14 protein-coding genes and 1 pseudogene are annotated in these 20127 nt (G+C 70.9%); all 15 read right to left on the bottom strand.

The window, feature by feature from the left end:
• Positions 1-42 precede the first annotated feature (42 nt).
• The 15 genes and pseudogenes from ABZ845_RS23385 to pstC all read right to left on the bottom strand — a co-directional run bounded on the left by ABZ845_RS23385 (position 43) and on the right by pstC (position 20105).
• Positions 43-1326: a thymidine phosphorylase gene (locus tag ABZ845_RS23385; protein WP_360982705.1), complete on the bottom strand. Its 1284-nt coding sequence runs from the start codon at positions 1324-1326 to the stop codon at positions 43-45.
• Between the two features lie 74 nt (positions 1327-1400).
• A complete protein-coding gene (locus ABZ845_RS23380) occupies positions 1401-1802 on the bottom strand; it encodes a cytidine deaminase (RefSeq protein ID WP_360982704.1) in 402 nt (133 codons plus the stop codon).
• Positions 1799-3085: an ABC transporter permease gene (locus ABZ845_RS23375; RefSeq protein WP_360982702.1), complete on the bottom strand. Its 1287-nt coding sequence runs from the start codon at positions 3083-3085 to the stop codon at positions 1799-1801. Before ABZ845_RS23375 ends, ABZ845_RS23380 begins: the two co-directional genes overlap by 4 nt.
• Positions 3085-4212 (bottom strand): ABC transporter permease, encoded by a 1128-nt coding sequence (locus tag ABZ845_RS23370; protein WP_360982700.1) that lies wholly within the window; start codon positions 4210-4212, stop codon positions 3085-3087. The genes ABZ845_RS23375 and ABZ845_RS23370 overlap by 1 nt, the downstream gene beginning before the upstream one ends.
• A complete protein-coding gene (locus ABZ845_RS23365) occupies positions 4209-5771 on the bottom strand; it encodes an ABC transporter ATP-binding protein (protein WP_360982766.1) in 1563 nt (520 codons plus the stop codon). Before ABZ845_RS23365 ends, ABZ845_RS23370 begins: the two co-directional genes overlap by 4 nt.
• A 190-nt stretch (positions 5772-5961) precedes the next feature.
• The gene (locus ABZ845_RS23360; RefSeq protein WP_360982698.1) at positions 5962-7017 is read right to left on the bottom strand and encodes a BMP family ABC transporter substrate-binding protein; all 1056 of its coding nucleotides are present in this window, start codon (positions 7015-7017) and stop codon (positions 5962-5964) included.
• A gap of 312 nt (positions 7018-7329) precedes the next feature.
• A complete protein-coding gene (locus ABZ845_RS23355; RefSeq protein ID WP_360982696.1) occupies positions 7330-8562 on the bottom strand; it encodes an amidohydrolase in 1233 nt (410 codons plus the stop codon).
• A gap of 259 nt (positions 8563-8821) precedes the next feature.
• Positions 8822-9109 (bottom strand): annotated as a pseudogene (locus ABZ845_RS23350) (hypothetical protein); the annotation flags it as partial.
• Between the two features lie 99 nt (positions 9110-9208).
• A complete protein-coding gene (gene pstB / locus ABZ845_RS23345; RefSeq protein ID WP_360982764.1) occupies positions 9209-9973 on the bottom strand; it encodes a phosphate ABC transporter ATP-binding protein PstB in 765 nt (254 codons plus the stop codon).
• Positions 9974-10080: 107 nt separating this feature from the next.
• Positions 10081-10989 carry a sortase gene (locus ABZ845_RS23340; protein WP_360982694.1) on the bottom strand — a complete coding sequence of 303 codons (909 nt, stop codon included), beginning with the start codon at positions 10987-10989 and terminating at the stop codon, positions 10081-10083.
• Between the two features lie 123 nt (positions 10990-11112).
• On the bottom strand, positions 11113-13110 hold the full coding sequence (locus ABZ845_RS23335; RefSeq protein ID WP_360982692.1) for an Ig-like domain repeat protein: 1998 nt from the start codon (positions 13108-13110) through the stop codon (positions 11113-11115).
• A gap of 153 nt (positions 13111-13263) precedes the next feature.
• The gene (locus ABZ845_RS23330) at positions 13264-15924 is read right to left on the bottom strand and encodes a hypothetical protein (RefSeq protein ID WP_360982690.1); all 2661 of its coding nucleotides are present in this window, start codon (positions 15922-15924) and stop codon (positions 13264-13266) included.
• Entirely contained in the window at positions 15921-17672 is a 1752-nt protein-coding gene (locus ABZ845_RS23325) for a substrate-binding domain-containing protein (RefSeq protein ID WP_360982688.1), read from the bottom strand. The genes ABZ845_RS23330 and ABZ845_RS23325 overlap by 4 nt, the downstream gene beginning before the upstream one ends.
• A complete protein-coding gene (pstA, locus tag ABZ845_RS23320) occupies positions 17672-19045 on the bottom strand; it encodes a phosphate ABC transporter permease PstA (protein ID WP_360982687.1) in 1374 nt (457 codons plus the stop codon). The genes ABZ845_RS23325 and pstA overlap by 1 nt, the downstream gene beginning before the upstream one ends.
• Before the next feature lies 1 nt (position 19046).
• On the bottom strand, positions 19047-20105 hold the full coding sequence (gene pstC, locus ABZ845_RS23315; protein ID WP_360982685.1) for a phosphate ABC transporter permease subunit PstC: 1059 nt from the start codon (positions 20103-20105) through the stop codon (positions 19047-19049).
• Positions 20106-20127 lie beyond the last annotated feature (22 nt).

The raw sequence follows: 20127 nt of genomic DNA, 5'->3' as shown, positions 1-20127 counted from the left end.
GAGGTCCACCGGTCCCGTTCACCCGAATGAGGAAACCGCAGGTCAGGCGATACGTTCCAGCACCACCGGCGTGGCCGGGAACTCCGTGCCCGCCGCCGCGATGTCGTACGAGCCCTCGACCGCCTGCAGCGCGTACTCGAAGCGCTCGGGGGTGTCCGTGTGCAGGGTCAGCAGGGGCTGGCCCGCCGTCACGGTGTCGCCGGGCTTGGCGTGCATCTCGATGCCCGCGCCCGCCTGCACCGGGTCCTCCTTGCGGGCGCGGCCCGCGCCGAGGCGCCAGGCGGCGACGCCGATGCCGTAGGCGTCGAGGCGGGTCAGGACGCCCGAGGACGGGGCCTTCACCACGTGCTGCTCCTTCGACGTTGGCAGCGTCGCGTCCGGGTCGCCGCCCTGGGCCGCGATCATGCGGCGCCAGACGTCCATGGCCGAGCCGTCGGCCAGTGCCTTGGCCGGGTCGGCGTCCTTCACTCCGGCCGCGTCGAGCATCTCGCGGGCGAGCGCGATCGTCAGCTCGACGACGTCCGCCGGGCCGCCGCCCGCCAGTACCTCGACCGACTCGCGGACCTCGAGGGCGTTGCCCGCAGTCAGGCCCAGCGGGGTCGACATGTCCGTGAGGAGGGCGACCGTCTTCACCCCGTGGTCCGTGCCGAGACCGACCATGGTGGAGGCCAGCTCGCGGGCGTCCTCGATCGTCTTCATGAACGCGCCGGAGCCGACCTTCACGTCCAGGACCAGGGAACCGGTGCCCTCGGCGATCTTCTTCGACATGATCGAGGAGGCGATCAGCGGGATCGCCTCGACCGTGCCGGTGACGTCGCGCAGGGCGTAGAGCTTCTTGTCGGCGGGGGCCAGGCCGTCGCCCGCCGCGCAGATCACCGCGCCGGTGGTGTCGAGGACGTGCAGCATCTCCTCGTTCGACAGCAGCGCGCGCCAGCCGGGGATGGACTCCAGCTTGTCCAGCGTGCCGCCGGTGTGGCCGAGGCCGCGGCCCGACAGCTGCGGGACGGCCGCGCCGCAGGCGGCGACCAGCGGGGCCAGCGGGAGCGTGATCTTGTCGCCGACGCCGCCCGTGGAGTGCTTGTCCGCGGTGGGACGGGACAGGGACGAGAAGTCCATGCGCTCGCCGGAGGCGATCATCGCCGCGGTCCAGCGGGCGATCTCACGGCGGTTCATGCCGTTGAGCAGGATGGCCATCGCGAGCGACGACATCTGCTCGTCGGCGACCTCGCCGCGCGTGTAGGCGTCGATGACCCAGTCGATCTGCTCGTCGCTCAGTTCACCGCGGTCCCGCTTGGTGCGGATGACGGAGATGGCGTCCATGGCCATGGTTTCCTTCCGGAGGTGCGAAGGGGTGCGGCCCCCCTGAGCTACTCGGGCAACTCAGAGGGGCCACACGGGAGTTACTTGGTGAGATGGTCCGGGCCGAAGGCCTGGGGCAGCATCTCGGAGAGAGGCAGGACGCCCGCCGGGGTGTCCAGGAGCAGGTCGGGGCCGCCGAACTCGTAGAGCAGCTGACGGCAGCGGCCGCACGGCACGAGCAGTCCGCCCGTGCCGTCCACACAGGTGAAGTGGGTGAGCCTGCCGCCGCCCGTGCGCTGGAGTTCGGAGACGAGTCCGCACTCGGCGCACAGGCCGAGGCCGTACGAGGCGTTCTCGACGTTGCAGCCGGAGATGGTGCGCCCGTCGTCGACCAGGGCCGCCGCACCGACCGGGAAGCCCGAGTACGGGGCGTACGCGTGGGACATGGCCTCGCGTGCCTGAGCACGCAGCGCCTCCCAGTCGAATCCGGCGGCCTCGGTCACTTGCCCTGTCCCTTCCGGTACCGCATGCCGTCCGCCTTCGGCATCCGCAGGCGCTGCGCGGACAGCGACAGCACGAGCAGCGTGACGACGTACGGGGTGGCGCCCACGAAGTCGCTCGGGACCGAGTCGGTGACCAGGTACCAGACCAGGACCAGCACGGCCATGACCAGGCTGGTCAGGCCCTGCACCATCGCCTTGCGGTACAGCTTCCAGGCGCCCAGCGCCACGAGCAGGACGACCAGCAGGAGCAGCAGCGCGTGGACGGTGGTGCCGCCGTTGCGGAGCTGGAGTGCGTCGGAGTAGCCGAACAGGCCCGCGCCCATCGCGAGGCCGCCGGGACGCCAGTTGCCGAAGATCATCGCCGCGAGGCCGATGTAGCCTCGGCCGCCGGTCTGGCCCTCCAGGTAGGTGTGCGAGGTGACCAGCGCCAGGAAGGCGCCACCGAGTCCGGCGAGCCCGCCGGAGATGGCGACGGCGGCGTACTTGTACGAGTAGACGTTGACGCCGAGCGACTCCGCGGCGGTCGGGTTCTCACCGCAGGAGCGCAGGCGCAGACCGAACGGGGTGCGCCACAGCAGCCACCAGCTCGCCACGAACAGCACCACGGCCAGGATCGTGATCACGGACAGGTGGGTGACCAGTCCGCCGAGAATGCCGGCGATGTCGGAGACCAGGAACCAGTGGTGCTTCTCCAGCGACTGGAGGCCGTCGGACAGACCGGGCAGGGTCACGTCCGGCAGCGAGTCCACCGGCGGCGACTGCTTCGGGTTGCCGCCCGCGTTCGCCGCCGCCCCGTTGGTGAAGAAGAGCTTGGCGAGGTACTGGGTCGCACCGAGCGCGAGCAGGTTGATCGCGACACCGGAGACGATGTGGTCCACGCCGAAGGTGACGGTGGCGACCGCGTGCACGAGGCCGCCGAGGACACCGAAGGCGATGCCGGCCAGCAGGCCGAGCCAGGGGTTGGTCTGCCAGCCGATCCAGCCGGCGCCGAAGGTGCCGAGGATCATCATGCCCTCGAGGCCGATGTTGACCACACCGGAGCGCTCGGACCACAGACCGGCGAGACCGGCGAGCCCGATCGGCACGGCGAGGCCGAGGGCTGCGCTGACCTGCCCGGTGGAGTCGAGGTCCTGCGAGCCGGTGATCATACGGACCGCCGCCAGGAGCAGCAGGCCACCAGCGACGAGCAGGAGGATCTGGGCGAGGGAGCGGCCGGAGCGCTGGGACGCGGTGGCCGCCTTGGGCGCCGCGGGCGGCGGCGCGTCGGTCATCGTGGCAGTCATCACGCCACCTCCTGCTTCTTCGTCGGGGCGGCGGCCTGGGCGGCGAGTTCGGCGCCGACACGCTGCTGCTGGCGCTTCAGACCGTAGCGGCGTACGACCTCGTAGGCGATGACGACGCACAGCACGATGACGCCCTGGATGACGCCGAGGATTTCCTTGTCGTAGCCCTGGAACTCCAGGTGGTTGGTGGTGCGCTCCAGGAAGCCCCAGAGCAGGGCGCCGAGCGCGATACCGACCGGGTTGTTGCGGCCGAGCAGCGCGATGGCGATGCCGGTGAAGCCGATGCCCGTCGGGAAGTCGCTGCTGTACTGGTAGCTGTCGTTGAGCAGGCTCGGCATGCCGATCAGACCTGCCACGGCACCCGAGATGATCATGCTGGTGGCGATCATCTTCTTCACCGACACGCCGCTCGCGGCGGCGGCGCTCTCGGACTGGCCGACGGTGCGCAGGTCGTAACCGAACCGGGTGCGGCCGAGCACGAACCAGTACGCGATGCCGACGGCCGCGGCGATGACGATGAAGCCCCACAGATCACCGGCCGGGCCGGCGTTGATGGTGAAGAAGTGCGCGGCCGACGGCAGCGGCTTGGTGGCCACGACGGTGTTGCCCTGCTGGAGCGTGGCCAGCTTTCCGGGCTGGAGCAGGTAGGCGATGATCGCGGTGGCGATCGCGTTCAGCATGATCGTCGAGATGACCTCGCTGACGCCGCGGGTCACCTTGAGGATGCCGGCGATGGCCGCCCACACGGCACCGGTTCCCATGGCGCAGATGAGGATCAGCGGGATGGCGAGCCAGCCGGGCACGGTCAGTGCCGCGCCGAGGGCGGCGGCGAAGAAGGCGGCGAGCCGGTACTGGCCGTCGACGCCGATGTTGAACAGGTTCATCCGGAAGCCGATGGCCACCGAGACACCCGCGAGGTAGTACGTCGTCGCCTTGTTGAGGATGTAGACCTGGCTGTCGCTGGCGAAGCCGTAGGTCACCATGTCGTTGAAGGCGGGGCCGGGGTTCTTGCCGGTCGCGAGGATCACCAGGGCGGTGACGACGAGCGCGGCGACGATCGCCAGCAGCGGTGCCGCGATCCCGAGGAGCAGGCGCTCCTTGTCGAACCGTGAGGTCAGCTTCTTCATCGCTCGTCGTCCTCCGTGGGGGCTTCCAGGTGGCCGGTGGCCGCACCGGTCATGGCGGAGCCCAGCTCTTCGGGGGTGATCGTGGCGGGGTCGGCGTCGGCGACCAGACGGCCGCGGTACATCACCCGCAGGGTGTCGGAGAGCCCGATCAGCTCGTCCAGGTCGGCGGAGATCAGCAGGACGGCCAGTCCTTCGCGGCGGGCCTCCCTGATGTGGTCCCAGATGGCCGCCTGGGCGCCGACGTCCACGCCGCGGGTGGGGTGGGCGGCGATGAGCAGCTTGGGGCTGTGGCTCATCTCGCGGCCGACGATCAGCTTCTGCTGGTTGCCACCGGACAGCGAGGCGGCCGTCACGTCGATACCGGGCGTGCGGACGTCGTACGCCTGCACGATCCGCTCGGTGTCGGCGCGGGAGGCCTTGATGTCCAGCAGGGGGCCGCGCGAGTTGGGCGCCTCGGTGACATGGCCGAGGATGCGGTTCTCCCACAGCGGCGCTTCGAGCAGCAGTCCGTGGCGGTGGCGGTCCTCGGGGATGTAGCCGATGCCGGTCTCGCGGCGGCCACGCGTGGGGGTGCGGGAGATGTCGGCGCCGTCGAGGGTGACCACGCCGGCGTCGGGGTTGCGCATACCCATGATCGCCTCGACCAGCTCGGACTGGCCGTTCCCCTCGACGCCGGCGATGCCGAGGACCTCGCCCTTGTGGATGGTGAAGGAGATCTCGTCGAGGATGATCCGCTCGACGCCGTCGAGGTCCTTCTGCGACAGGTGCAGGCCGTCGATCTGGAGCATCGGGACGTCCGTGACCGTGGACTCCGCGGTCTCGGGAGTGGGCAGTTCGCTGCCGACCATCATCTCGGCGAGCTGCTTGGTCGTGGTGGTGGACGGCTCGGCCGTGCCGACCGTCGTACCGCGGCGGATCACGGTGATCTCGTCGGCGACGGAGAGCACCTCTCCCAGCTTGTGGGAGATGAAGATGACGGTGAGGCCCTCGGCCTTGAGGTCGCGCAGGTTGTCGAAGAGCGCGTCGACCTCCTGCGGCACGAGCACGGCCGTGGGCTCGTCCAGGATCAGGGTCCTGGCACCGCGGTAGAGGACCTTGAGGATCTCCACGCGCTGGCGGTCCGCGACACCGAGCTGCTCCACGAGCACGTCGGGGCGGACGTTCAGGCCGTACGCGTCGGAGATCTCCTTGATCTTCGTGCGGGCCTTGCCGCCGATGCCGTACAGCTTCTCCGCGCCGAGAACGACGTTCTCCAGGACGGTGAGGTTGTCGGCGAGCATGAAGTGCTGGTGCACCATGCCGATGCCGCGGGCGATCGCGTCACCGGGGTTGTTCAGGACGACCTGTTCGCCGTCGAGCGTGATCGTGCCCTCGTCCGGCTGCTGCATGCCGTAGAGGATCTTCATCAGGGTCGACTTGCCGGCACCGTTCTCACCGCACAGGGCGTGGACAGTTCCCTTGCGGACCGTGATGTCGATGTCACGGTTGGCGACGACTCCGGGGAAACGCTTGGTGATGCCGCGCAGTTCGACGGCAGCGGGAGGGCTGGACGCGTTGATGGCGCACTCTCCTCGGGGAAAGAGGCTTCGTAGGAGGGGGCAGGCGTCGGCGACGCTAGCGCGGCAACTTCACGCTACACGCGTAGAGTTGACACATTGTTATGGCTCGGCCAGGGGGAATCCGAACCGGACATCCCCCTGCGCCGAGCCAAGTACGGCGGCCCGACCGGTCAGGCCGGGCCGCCTCGGATCACGGGGTGGTCTTGACCTTGACCGTGCCGTCGACGATCTTCTTCTTCGCGGCGTCCAGCTTGGGCTGGATGTCGCTGATGAAGCCGCCGCTGGTGGCCAGCGAGACGCCGCCCTTTTCCAGCGAGTAGATGTTGTTGCCCGTCAGCGGCTTGCCGTCCTTGACGGACTTGATGAAGTCGTACACGCCGACGTCGACGTTCTTGACCATGGAGGTCAGGATCGAGCTCTTGTACTTGGCCAGACCCGGGAGGTTGTACTGGTCGGAGTCCACGCCGATCGCCCAGGCGCCCTTGACGCCGTTCACGGCCTCGATCGCGCCGTTACCGGAGGAACCGGCCGCCGTGTAGATGACGTCCGCGCCGCCGTCCAGCATGCCCTGCGCGGCCTGCTGGCCCTTGTCGGGGCTGGAGAAGCCGGAGAAGTCCTGGCCGTGGGACAGGTACTGGACGTCGACCTTCACCTTGGGGTTGGTGTCGTGCACGCCCTGGGTGTAGCCCGCCTCGAACTTCTTGATCAGCGGGTTGTCCACACCGCCGATGAAGCCGACGTGGTCCTTCTTGGTCTTCAGCGCGGCGGCGACACCGGCGAGGTAGGAGCCCTGCTCCTCGGTGAACGTGATGCTGTTCACGTTCTTGGCGTCCACGACCGAGTCGACGAGGCCGAAGTTGACCTTCGGGTACTTCGCGGCGATCTTGGTCACGGCCGGGGCGTAGGAGAAGCCGACGGCTACGATCGGGTTGTAGCCCGCGTCCGCGAGGTCGGAGAGTCGCTGCTCGCGGTCGGCCTCGGTGTCGGAGGTCTTGGCGGTCAGCTCCTTGATGGAGGCGCTGAAGTCGGAAACGGCCTTGTCGGCACCGCGCGCGGCGGAGTCGTTGAAGGAGTGGTCGCCACGGCCGCCGACGTCGTAGGCGAGACCGATCTTGGGACCGCCCTTGCCGCCGGAGGCGGAGGAGGACTTGTCGCTGTCGGAGGAGGTGCTACCACAGGCAGTGGCAGTCACGGCGAGAGCCGCGGTCGCGATGACCGCAGCGGAAAGCTTGGCTACCCGGCGCACGGGAAGGCTCCTTCACCTGACCTGAGCGCCGTGTCGGCGCTTGCTGCGAGCACCGTGCCGATGCTCGAGCCAAGACGCCACTTCGGCGTCGGCTTCGCGGAATCGTAACGCGCGTAGATGTCAGAAAAACACCCCTCTCGAAGCTGTTATCGATTCGAGGCAAACAGCATCTGAACTCGGGATCTTGAGCCTCCCGCGCCGTTGTCGGGCATAGTGCGCGAATGGCTTGCGAGTGCGTTGTGCCCAAGGGGCGCGCGGCCCCCGAGGGGGCCGCGCACTCGTCTCCCGGCCGGATTCCAGCGGCTCCTCGCCCTACCGTCCCGCATCCAGCAGCGCCGCCGCTGTGAACAATTCCACGCCGACCGTGATGGCGTGCTCATCCACGTCGAAATCGCCCTGATGCAGATCACGGACGCCGCGCTCGCCGGGCCGGCGGACGCCGAGGCGGGCCATGGCGCCGGGCACATGCTCCAGATACCAGGAGAAGTCCTCGCCGCCGAGGCTCTGCTCGGTGTCCTCGACGGAGTCGATACCGCAGCGCAGGGCCATCGCGTCGCGCAGCAGTTCGGTGACGGCGACGTCATTGACGACGGGCGGCACACCCCGGATGTAGTTGATCTCGGACTTCGCCCGGTACAGGTTCGCGATCTCGTCGATCGCCGCGTGCACCAGGTCGGGCGCCTGCCGCCAGGTGCCGAGATCCAGACAGCGCACGGTCCCGGAGAGCTCGGCGTGCTGGGGGATGACATTGCAGGCGTGCCCGGACTCGATACGGCCCCAGGTCACCGCGAGGCCGCTGCGGGCGTCGACGCGCCGCGCCACCAGCGTGGGCACATCGGTGGCGACGCGCGCGGCGGCGGTCACGAGATCGGTGGTGAGGTGGGGGCGCGCGGTGTGGCCGCCCGCGCCGTCGAGTGCGACCTCGAGCCGGTCGCAGGCGGAGGTGATGGGGCCGTGCCGCAGTCCGATGCGCCCCGCGTCGACCTTGGGGTCGCAGTGGACGCCGATGATCCGCCCGACGCCTTCGAGGACACCGGACTCGATCGCGTCGGCCGCACCGCCGGGCAGCACCTCCTCGGCCGGCTGGAAGATCAGCCGAACGGGTTGCGGCAGCCGGCCCGCCTTGTGCAGTCCGGCCAGGACCAGCCCGGCGCCGAGGACGACCGTGGTGTGCACGTCGTGGCCGCAGGCGTGGGCGCGGTCGGGCACGGTGGAGCGGTAGGCGCAGTCCGTCTTGGTGTCCGGGATGGGGAGCGCGTCGATGTCGGCGCGCAGCGCCAGCATGGGGCGTACGCCGTCCCACTCGCCGATGTCACAGATGAGGCCGGTGCCGGTGTCGAGCACGCGCGGAGCGAGTGCCTCCTGCTCCAGGCGGGCCTTGATCGCGGCGGTCGTACGGAACTCCTGGTTGCCGAGCTCGGGGTGCATGTGCAGGTCGCGACGGAAGGCGACAAGTTCGGCGCGCAGCGCTTCGGGCAGCGCGCCGGGGAGCACCGTGTCCCCGGAGTGATCGGCGGAGTAATCGGCCTCGGACTCTCTGGACATCACTTGGTTCACCCTTTGAAGGGTAGGGCGATCGGGGGGCCGACCTCCCCTCGATCAGAAAACTTCAGCCCCTCAGGCGAAAAAAGGTGGCCACCTGACGCTTGGTTGCCGACGGGGATGGGTAAACTCGCCCGCTTCGGGCCAAGTCGATCACGGGTTTCCGCGGAACGCGACTTCAGTCCCACCCACCCGCTGCGCCGCCCCTGTCCCCTTGTCTCAAGGGGAACCACGACCCGCCGGTGCACGGCGGAGCCGTTCCTCACTCCCCGGCGAACAGATCCGCGGCATCCCCGGCGTGGACCGCCCGTAACACCCAGACCTCGAGCTGCTCCAGATCCGTACACGCCTCCACCCGCTCCCGCACCGCGTCGGCCACCGGCACTCCGCGCGAGTCCAGAATGCGGAGGATCATCTCGGCCCTGGCCTCGACCTGCCCTTCCACGCGGCCTTCCACGCGGCCTTCAGCGCGCCCCTCCTCCCGCACCTGTTCCGCCAGCGGGTGCCGCCAGAAGTACTGGATCGCCGTCATCAGGTCCCTCCACCCCCGGTTCATACGCTCGCGGTTCATACGCTCGTGCGTTATTCGCTTCAACGAGCGGGGAGGGGCTGGGGATACGGGATCTGTGACCCGGGGTCCCCGGATACGTCAGCCGAAGCGGCCCGCCACGTAGTCCGCCGTCCGCTGGTCCTTCGGATTGCCGAAGACGTCCTCGGTGGGGCCGTGTTCCACGATGCCGCCGGGGGTGCCCTGTTCGGCGAGGAAGAAGGCGCACTGGTCGGAGACCCGGGCGGCCTGCTGCATGTTGTGGGTGACGATCACGACCGTCACCTCGCCCGCGAGTTCCTGGATGGTCTCCTCCACCCGCCGGGTGGAGGTGGGGTCGAGCGCCGAGCACGGCTCGTCCATCAGCAGCACCCGGGGGCGCACGGCCAGGGCGCGCGCGATGCACAGCCGCTGCTGCTGGCCGCCGGAGAGCGCGCCGCCGGGCTGGCGGAGGCGGTCCCTTACCTCCTTCCACAGGCCGGCGCGGCCGAGGGACTCCTCGACGAGTTCGTCCTTGGTGCGGCGGCCGACGCGGGTCCCCGTGAGCCTGAGGCCCGCCACCACGTTGTCGTAGATCGACATGGCGGGGAACGGGTTGGGCTTCTGGAAGACCATGCCGATCATGCGCCGGGCGTCGGTCAGGCGCCGCTCGGGGGCGTAGATGTCCTCCCCGTCGAAGAGCACCTCGCCCGCGAGCGCCGCCGAGGGGATCAGCTCGTGCATGCGGTTGAGCGTGCGCAGGAACGTCGACTTGCCGCAGCCGGAGGGTCCGATGAGGGCCGTGACCTGGCCGGCGGGCATCGTCAGCGAGACACGGCTCAGCACCTGGTGGCTGCCGAACCAGGCGGACACCGCGCGGGCCTCCAGGGCGGCGGGGTCCGCGGACGCGGACGCGGGCGGCAGGACGGCGGTGTCGGTCAGGGCGTCGGTCACGTCGGGTACCTCGGTTCGTGGCGGGCGGGCCGGTGCGGCGGTCACAGCAGGTTGGGCAGCAGTGTGGTGGTGCGGGTGGCGACCTGGAGGCCGAGGACCAGGACGACGGGGGCGAAGACGATCCACGTCTGGTGGCGGCCCCAGCGGTGCCAGGTCCACACGGCCGCGACGGACGCGAGGAGCAGCGCCTGGAGCCACATCACCAGCGGCCACGGCACTCCGCCCGGACTGGCCAGGGGCTGCTCGGAGTCCGGCAGGGTGCCGGGGCGGATGGTGGCGGCAGGGGTCTGGAAGGGCGCGGAGACCAGGTCGGCGTCCACACGCAGGACGCCGCCGGGCATATAGCCCGGCCCGGTGGCGGTGACGAGCACCAGGCGTCCCTTGCCCGCGGCGAGCGTGTCGGGGGCGGGATCGCCGGCGTGGCGGACACTGAGGACCCGGTAGGTCGCCTTGCCCTGGCCGGTGATCACCGTGAAGTCGGTGCCCGGACGGAGGCCGGCGAGCCCTCCGAAGGGGCCGCCGTAGGCGGCGGCCCGGCCCATCAGCACGCTGGTGCCGCTCTGTCCCGGCATCGGGGTGTCCCGGCGGTGGCCGGGGCCGTCGGTCATGACGGTGGAGTCGGTGCCCTCGAGGACGACCTGGGACAGATGCAGGGCGCGGATGCGGATGAGCGCGACCGGAGTGCCGGGGGCCACGAGGCGGCCGTCCTGGTCGGTCTGGGCCACCGGGGCGGTGCCCAGCGCGAGCTGGGCGCGCAGCTCGTCGAACGCGGCGTGCTGCGCGGAGTGCTCCTGGATGCCGCTGACCAGCAGCAGCTGGGCGGTGATGCCGAGCAGCAGGGCGGCGAGGGCCAGCAGTCCGCCCCGGGCGAGGTGACGGACGGCGGTGGCACTGCGGACAGGCGTCCTCAGGGCGGCCGGTGCGAGCGTGGTCGGTACGGCGACGGTCACGGCGGCCCGCCTCCTTCGCTGGTCATGAGGGGTCTCGGTGGCTTCGGGCGATTTCGGGTGGCTCCGGGTGCGGCCGGGGAGAGCGCGCGGTGCGGTGGGCGCTCTCTCCCCGGCCTCGCCGGATCAGCTGGACCTGATGATGAAGTTCGCGCCGTTGTGCGAGTTCACCGTCGAGGAGCCCATGTAGGCGGCGTGCATGGTGTGCTTGCCGGTGCGCAGCTTCGGCAGGGTGATGACCACCTTCCCGGAGCGGTCCAGGGTGCCGGTGGCGATCACGTGCGAGCCCTCGTAGATGCGCACGGTGCCGGTCGGGGTGGTGCCGGTCGCGGTGACCTTGACGGTGACCTTGGCACTGGCGGTGTGGCTGACCGAGGCGGGCGCGGAAGTGCTCACCGACGCGGTCGCCTTGAGGATCGCCAGCTTGACGGTCACCGAGGACGTGTTCAGCTTGCTGCTGCCGCCGTAGGAGACGCTCAGCGTGTGCGTGCCGACCTGGAGGTGGTTCGACAGGCTGAGGGTGACCTTGCCGGAGGCGTCCAGGGTGCCGGTGGCGAGGGTGGTGCTGCCGTCCTTGACCGTGACCTTGCCGCCGGCGGTGACGCCGTGCGAGCCGGTGACGGCGACGGAGACCTTCGGCGTCCTGCCGTACGCGGTCGTCGCGGTGGTCGCCTTGATGGTGCTGGCGTACTTCACCGAGCCGGACCAGGTGGCCGCCGCGCCCGTGCCGTTGAGGTTCGCGGCGAAGACCGTGGCGGTGTAGGTGCCGGCGGCGAGACCGGAGAACGTGTAGGACGTGGTGGTGTCCTTGACGTCCTTGACGGCCACGACGGCGCCGTCCGAACCGGTCAGCGTGAGGCGGTAGTCGGTGACCGGGAGACCGGTGGGAGCCGGGGCGGACCAGCTCAGCTTGAGGCTCGCGTCACCGGCGGAGGCCTTCAGGGCGGGCGCGGCGGGCGTGCGGGCGTCGACGCCGGACTCCTCCAGGCCGCCGAGCTTGGCGTGCTTGGCGGGGTTGACGGAGCCGTTGTAGGACTCGTTCACGAAGCCGAAGCCGGCGATGACGCCCTCGGCGGAGTCGGACGCCATCGCGGCGGTGTGGCTGCCGCTGGTGACGAAGACGTCGTAGAGGTCCTTGTCGAAGAAGACGCTGGTCGGGTCGATCGCGCGGGACGGGACGACGTTGTAGACGTCGCGGCCGAAGGTCGCGTTCTCGTAGTAGGCCTGGACCGGGGCGAGCTTGCCGTTGACCGTGGTGACGGGGCTGGTGGCGCCGCTGTCACCGGGCAGCTGGACGGAGGCCAGGTGGCCGCCCGCCGCGGCGGCGTCCTTGCTGTGGTCGGGGGCGACGTCGTTGTTCTGGGCGATCCAGCTGCCCACGGAGAACGGGACGAGCGCGCCGTCCTCGGTGAGGGCGTCGTTCGCCTGGTTCTCCTGGACTACCGGGATGCCCGGGGAGAGCGTCGCGTCGGTGAGGCCGATCGCGGCCAGGAAGAACTTGCGGGTGCCGGAGCCGCTCTGCGGGATCTTCGGGTGCACGGTCTGGCCGCCCACCGTGGTGAGGGCGCCGGAGTAGATGTCGTGCAGCTGGTCGACCGTCAGGGTGTTCAGGGCCGAGCCCTTGACGGCGACACCGACCGCGTCCCGGGCGAACGGGATGTAGGTGAGCGCGGTGCCGGAGACCGACGGGCCGCTGGAGGAGCGTGCGAAGTCGACCTGGCCCTTGATGGAGACACCGGTGCCGGTCGGGTACTTGTCGCCGGTCAGCGCCTCGCTCAGGGCGAGGCGGCCGTTGCCGGAGCCGTTCGGGCGCAGGAAGGCCGGGCCGCCGGAGCGGGTGGTGATGGTGGAGGTGGTGGAGCCGGTGCCGGGCTCGATCGCGTCGTACGAGGCGATGCCCGCGCCGGTCGCCGACTTCACGGCGGTGGGGCTGTAGCTCTTGCCGTTGACGGTGTCGCCGGCCAGGGCGTTCAGCACGTCCTGGGTGGTGTCGGAGCCCACGCCGACGAGCTGGCGGAAGGTCCCGGGCGGGGTGGGGTCGGCGTAGGCCGGGCTCGTCAGAGCCAGGCCGCCGGCCACCACGGAGGCGGCGACGAGGGCCGCCGTGGAGCGCATTGTGCGCATCGAGAGTCTCCTGACGATATGTGCGTGGGTGAGCACGGGGGTGGTGGATCTGGCAGGGTGGTGCGGACCGTCCGCCCCGACTGCCTTTCGGGGCGGGCGGCCTGCCTGCCGTGTGGAGCGGGGGTTGTCGCCCCCGGTCTCCTGTGGGGGGTCTCAGCCCTGGCCCGGCGGCAGCAGCCTGCGCAGCCGTTCGGGCAGGGTGAACTCGGGGATGACGGTGACCGTGCGGCCACCGGGGAGCGGCAGCCGCAGCGGGAGCCGGAGCCTGCGGCCACCCGCGAAGGGCGCGCCCGCACCGGCCACGGCGCCGAGCGCGGTGCCGACCGGGACGGCGTACCGCAGCGGGTTCGCGGGATCGGCGGGCGTGTCACCTGCCGCGGTCGTCTGCAGGGCCTTGCCGCCGTCGTAGGAGGCCTGGCTGCTGGGCGTGGCGCTCGCGCCGCCACCCGTCGCCGTACCGCCGTTTCCCGTACCGCCGTTGCCCGCGCCGCCGCCGGTCGGTCCGCCCGAGCCGGCACCGTTGCCGAGGGTCTCCTGGCCGCCGGTGCCGCCTCCCGCGGCCGTCCCCGCGGAGGTCGTGCCGCCGCTCGTGGAGGGCGTGGGTGACGGACCCTTGTAGTGCTCCAGCGCGTTCGCGGCGCCGGTCGCCCGGGTTCGCAGCTTCTGGGGCAGCGGGGCATAGCCGGCGGGCAGCCGGCCCGGGTCGGCGCCGGGGACCTGCCCCGCCCCGGCCGCGTACCGCAGCAGGGCCGCGTAGTCCTTGCGGGCGGACACGTCCAGCTTGGCGGGGCGGGCCGCCGCGTAGACCAGCTCGGCCAGCGGGTAGGCGTCCTTCGCGGTGGCCTTGGCCGGGCTGATCCCGGGGGCCGCGCCGCCCGAGGCGCTCGCCGCCGCCGCGGTCAGGGCGGCGTCGGTGGGCGCGACGAACACGCCCGCGGCGTTCCGCAGCCGGGCGGTCTGCAGGCCGTAGCGGACCGCGGAGGCCGCGTCGGTGACGGTGATGACGAACCGGGAGCCGACGGTCTGCGGGCCGGGGCTCTTGAACGCGGGCGGGTTGGCGAGCGCGTCCCAGCTCGACTTCCACAGCGTGTCGGCGCGCCGGGTGTGCAGGGCGCCGGAGTGCATGTCGTCGACGTAGGGGTGGAAGTCGGTCATGCACTGCTTGAGGGTGGCGCCGGAGCCCGGAGGGATCGTGCACCAGGGGTCGCTCTTGGGGTAGTCGTCGGCGTGGGACGGGTCGAAGGCGACGCCGGTGGGGTTGAGGTCGGCGCTGGTGGCGTAGTACGGGTTGACCCGCATGCCCCAGCCGTCGTCCGCTCCGGACAGGAAACCGCGGGCGTCCTTGTCCGCGACGATCCACTGCCACAGCGCGCGGGCGGTGTCGCTGTGGCCGAGCGAGGTGATCAGGTCGGTGTCGGTCGCGGGTGTCTCGGCGACCGAGAGGTGGGCGAACTCCGGGTTGAGTGCGATGAACTCGGGGTCGGAGGCGAGGCCCGCCGGGTTGTTCCTCGCCCAGTCGTAGCCCTTGGCGGCGGAGGTGCCGAGCACGGCGCCCCACGCGGAGTTGCGGTACGACTCGGTGAGCAGTTTGGCCAGGAGCCTGGGTGTCAGGTCGACCGACTCGACCTTCGTGCCGGCGAGTCTGCGGATGTCGTCGGGTGCCCCGGCCTTGGGTCTGCGTTCGATCGTGAAGCCGATGACGGCTCCGGAGAGCGCGACGGGCGCGTATTCGGTGGTGTCGGAGGGCGCCGTGGTGCCGTCGTCGGCGCCGAGGGCGCGGGTGGTGAAGGCGAGACCGCTGGAGCCGTCGTTCGTGAGGCGGGCGCGGGTGTCGGGCTCACCGAGTTCGGTGTAGCCGTAGACCTTGCCGGTCGGGCACAGCGCGGTCTGCCAGCTGGTCATCGCGTCCGCGACCAGTTCGCTTCCGGTGGTCGGGCGCTCCTTGGCACCGAGCGCGCAGTTGGCGCCGACCGTGTTGAACTGCAGCGGGATGGCGATGCGGTTCTTCCAGTTGGTGGAGGAGACCGGGGAGCCCGCGTTGACCTGGCTGTGGTCGGCGTACGGCTTTCCGTCGAGGTCGAGATGACCCTGCGGGACGATCACCAGCCAGCAGGAGCGCGGTCTGGTGACGCCGTTCTCGGTGACCGGGACGCCGCAGCCCAGGTGCGGGGCCTCGTTGGCGGTCTGCACCTCGAAGTACTCCTGGCCGGTGCCGTCGGCGCCGGTCCGTGCGAAGTCGACCTCGTTGGTGGTGTTGCGGTTGAAGAGCGCGTTGTTCTGGGTGCCGCTGGTGATGGTCGTGCCGTCGACGGACTTGAACGGCACTTCGCCGGGGGCGTTGGGGTTGGTCGCCCCGTAGCGGTCGTCCTGGCCGTAGTTGGTGGGGGCGGCGCTGTAGAAGACCCGGCGGGTGTCGTCGTAGTCGTTGCCGGGCCAGCTCCCCCGGTCCGTGGTCGGGGAGGCGCCGTACTGGCACTGGGTGCGCGGCGGGCCTGGATTGGAGGCCACGGCTTTGTCGTCGTCGCCCCAGCACTGCATGATCTGCACGAAGTCCGTGTCGAACAGCGTGCCCGCGAACGTGGTCGGGGTGCCGCCGGTCCAGGAGACGGTGATCGCCTGGCTGGTGAGACGGGCGGTCTGGCTGACCGTGAACCGCATGTCCTTGAACTCGCCACGTCCCGCGACCGTGACGGCGGAGCCGGTGGTGCCCGCGGCCGTGGCGGTCGGGGCCGCCTGGGCGACGGCCAGTCCGGCGAGGGCGCCGACGGCGGCCCCGGCGAACAGGCGCACGAGTGCTCTGCGCAGCCGGTTCATCGTGAACTCCCGTTCCTGGATTCGCCGCCCGAGGCGTCGTCCGAGATCCGCGAGGTGATCGCCCGGGACACGAGGGACGGGAGCAGGACGAGCCCGAGCACCAGGAAGGCGGCGAGCAGCATCAGCGTCTGGGTGGTGGTCCAGCCGCTGTTCCCGGCCACCGCGACCGGATGTGCGAGGGGGATCGTGCCGCCCGCGGCGCCGCCACCGGATCCGCCGCCGGAGCCCCCGCCCGGACCGCCGGGCGCGAGGGTCTGTCCGGTGTCGGGGTCGATGGACGGCGAGGCACTGCCGCCCGGGCCTCCCGTGCCGGCGCCACCGGCGCCGGAGGTGCCGCCGATGGAGCCGCCCGTGGCCGAGCCTCCTCCGGCCGTACCGCCCGTACCGCCCGTGCCGCCGCCCGAACCGCCGGCGCCGCCGGCGCCACCGCCGGTCCTGGCGCCGCCGCTGCCGGTCGTGCACGGCGGCGCGCCCAACTTGTCGCAGGCCGCCGGGTAGGGCGCGGTCTCTGCGAGCTTGTTGTGGCCGTCGGCGGTGAAGGTCGGGTTGTTGCAGCCCCGGATGTTGATGTTCTGGGCCTGCACACCCGGGATCCGGCGGATCTGGTCGAAGCCGGCCTGGACCAGGTTGATCGGCAGCGGCGAGTAGCCGAGCTGGGGTGCCTCCTGCTGGCCCTGGCACATGAAGTAGTACGAGAACGCGCCGAGCGTCTTGCCCTTAGCCTGGGTGAAGGTGCCCTGCACCTTCAGCGGAAGGATCATGTACGAGTAGCTGGAGAGCGGGTAGTTGCGCTTGTCGGTGTCGTTGTAGACGCCGTCGAGCTGCTGGGTGAGGTAGTCGGGGGAGCTCTTGTCGGTGTTGATCCGCGCCTTCAGCAGTGACACCGCGACGTTCTGCGGGGTGGGCTCGGTGTAGTAGCCCGCGTGGTTGAGGACCTTGGCGACCGGGTAGTGCGCGTTGAGCGCGTACGAGTAGTTGACGTAACCGATCGCGCCCTCACCGTAGTTCTGGGCCACGTACCCGGCGACGCCGAGGTCGCCCGACTGGGCGATCATTCCGGAGACGGTCGGGTAGTACGAGGTCTGCCCGCAGGCGCCGGAGCGGCCCACGCGGTCGCAGTACGCCTGCCACAGCGACTTGTGCTGGTTGGCCATCCACATCGTGAACTGGGCGGTGGATCCCGAGCCGTCGGAGCGCACCACGGGGACCACCGGGCGGTGCGGCAGTTGCAGGCCGGGGTTGTCGGCCTTGATCACCGGGTCGTCCCAGGTCTTGATGACGCCGGTGAAGATCTTGGTGACCACGTCTCCCGACAGCCTGAGGTTGGTGATCCGCTTGCCGCCGACGGTCAGGTGGTACATGAAGACGGTTCCGCCCGCCACGATCGGCATATAGGCGTAGCTGCCCGCGCCCGGCCGTTCGGCGGCGGAGCCGTCCGTGGGATGGGTCTGGAACGGGATGTCCGAGACCGCGAAGTCCACGGTGCCGCTGAGGAACTGGCGGCGGCCGTCGGAGGAGCCGGTGCCCGCGTAACTGATCCGCATGCCGTACTGGTTGACGGCGCGGCGCCATTCGTCGACCGCGTTCTCGGCCCAGGTGGAGCCGGCTCCGGCGATCGGGGTGTAGGAGTCCGCGGCTGCCGGTGCCGCGAGCGGGACGGCCAGCAGACCGGCGATCACGGCGAGCAGTGCGCCGAGGATCCCCGGCACGCTCAGCCGGCGTGAGGAGAGAGGGGAATGACTGCGCATCAGTCGGTTGCTCCGGGCTTCTGTCCGGGGTCCTCGTCGCTGGTGGACCGGGAAGGCTGGGTGAACGGGTCGGCGGTGCGCGGTGCGGGGTGCGAAGCGGCGTGGGAAGCGGTGTGGGAAGCGGTCCCCGAAACGGTCCCCGCAGCGTCTTCGAACAACGAGAGGGCCGGCGCGTGCAGTTCGGCGAAGCGCTCGGTGTCACGGCGCGAGGCGCGGGCGGCGCGGCGTGCCTGGCGGCGGCCGAGGTGTCCGGGGCCGCGTCCGCCGATCACCCGGGCGATGGCGAACAGCACCAGGACCAGCGCCATCAGCACGGCTGCCGCTCCGAAGCCACGGGCGATCATCGTGGGCTCCGGCGACTTGACGAAGGTGAAGACGGCGAGCGGCAGGGACACCATCGGACCGCTTGTCGGGTCGGCGTTGAGCGCCGCCGTGAAGCCCGCGGTGAGCAGCACGGGTGAGGTCTCTCCGATACCGCGCGCGGTGCCGAGGATGACGGCCGTGGCGAGTCCCGAGCGGGCCGTGGGCAGGACCACGTGCCACACGGTCCGCCAGCGCGGGGCGCCCAGCGCTTCCGCAGCCTCGGTCAGGGTGCCGGGCACGAGCCGGAGCACCACGTCCGCGGCGCGGATCACGATCGGCAGCATCATCACGCTGATCGCGAAGCCCGCCGCGAGGCCCGACTTCTGCATGCCGAGCCCGAGGATCCAGGTGGCGTACACCATCAGGCCCGCCACGATGGACGGCAGGGCGGTCATCGCCTCGACGATGGTCCGTACGAACCGGGAGAAGCGGCCCGGGATCTGGTTGAGGTAGACGGCGCAGGCCAGGCCCAGCGGAACCGTGATGACCAGGGCGATGGTGATCATCGTGAGGGTGCCGAGCATCGCGTGCGCGACACCGCCGTGCGTGAGCGGGTCGAGCGGCCCCGCGGCCTGCATGTCCTGGGTGAAGAAGTTGCCGTGCGGCAGCGCCTCCCGGCCGCGCCAGGCGGTGAAGCCGACGACGAGGGCGAGCCCGGAGAACAGCAGCGCCGCCGCCGTCCACAGCACGACGGTCATCACCCGGTCACGTACGGCCTGCCCGTCCTCCTCGAGTCCGGTCAGCACCGCGTAGATCGCGAGGAAGGCGAGGTATGCCGTGACGGTGAAGCCCAACGCTCCCGAGAAGGGGGCCAGTTCGCCGAACAGCAGCACGGCGACGCACAGTCCTGAGAGCGCGGCACCGCACAGGGACAGCACGCCCGAGCGGGTGGGCCCGCCGATCCGGCGCGGCCGGTCGGGGAGCAGGTCCGCCTCGGGCGCGGGTGCGGACTCGCTCGCCGCAACCGGCGCGGGTACGCGTGCGGCCGTGGTCTCTTCTACGACGGTCATGTCATGCCTCGCTCTGTGCGCCGGACCGGGAGCGGGCCACGACGGAGGATGCGGTGAAGTTGACCGCCAGGGTGAGCAGGAACAGCGCCAGACCCGCCGCCATCAGCGCCGACATGCCGAAGGTGGAGGCGTCTCCGTAGTGCAGGGCGATCAGTGAGGAGACCGAGTTGGAGCCGGTCTGCAGGATGTGCGGCTGGATGACGAAGACCGGCGAGATGATCAGGTAGACCGCGATGGTCTCGCCGAGCGCCCGTCCCAGGCCCAGCATCGTGCCGCCGATGACGCCGCCCTTGCCGTAGGGCAGGACGACCGCGCGGATCATCCCCCACCGGGTGGCGCCCAGCGCGTACGCGCCCTCGCGCTCGCCCGCCGGGGCCTGCGCGAACACCTCGCGCATCACCGAGCACTGGATCGGCGCGACCATGAGCGCGACGACGATGCCGGCGACGAAGGTGGAAGCGGTGTAGACGCTGTCGGAGGCGAGGGGCTCGCCGGGCTGGGTGCCGTCCACCGTGAACAGCGGAATCCACCCGAACCAGTCGGAGAGCCAGCGCGAGAGCCCGATGACGTGCTGCTGGAGGAAGAACAGCCCCCACAGTCCGTACACCACGGAGGGGACGGCCGCCATCAGGTCGACCATCGTCACCAGGGTGCGGCGCAGCCCCCGCGGGGCCACGTCCGAGATGAACAGCGCGGTGCCGATGGCGAGCGGTACGGAGATGACGACCGCGACGGCGGCGATCAGCAGGGTGCCGGTGAGCACGGCGGCGATGCCGAACCGGTGTACGTCCGGCTGCCATTGGGCCGTGGTGAGGAAGGAGAAGCCGGTGACGCGGAGCGCCTGAACGGCCCTCAGCAGCAGGAACAGTCCGACGGCGGCCATGACGGCGAGGACGACGACCCCGCCGGCGGTGAGCTGGAGGCGGAAGAGACGGTCGCCGATGCCGCGGGCCTGCCCAAGTCGCCTTGGTACGTCGGTGACCGTGCCGGGCCGGGCCGTTGGTGCACTGCCGGTTCGACCGGGCTCGTCGCGCTCACGCGGCGCAGCCGCATTCGGCACAGTCCCGCGCCCCTCCGGGGCG

The organism is Streptomyces sp. NPDC047022 (assembly GCF_040644155.1).
Lineage (GTDB): Bacteria > Actinomycetota > Actinomycetes > Streptomycetales > Streptomycetaceae > Streptomyces.
The sequence above is the reverse complement of the archived record's forward strand: the minus strand, read 5'-3'. Positions and strand labels throughout refer to the sequence as shown.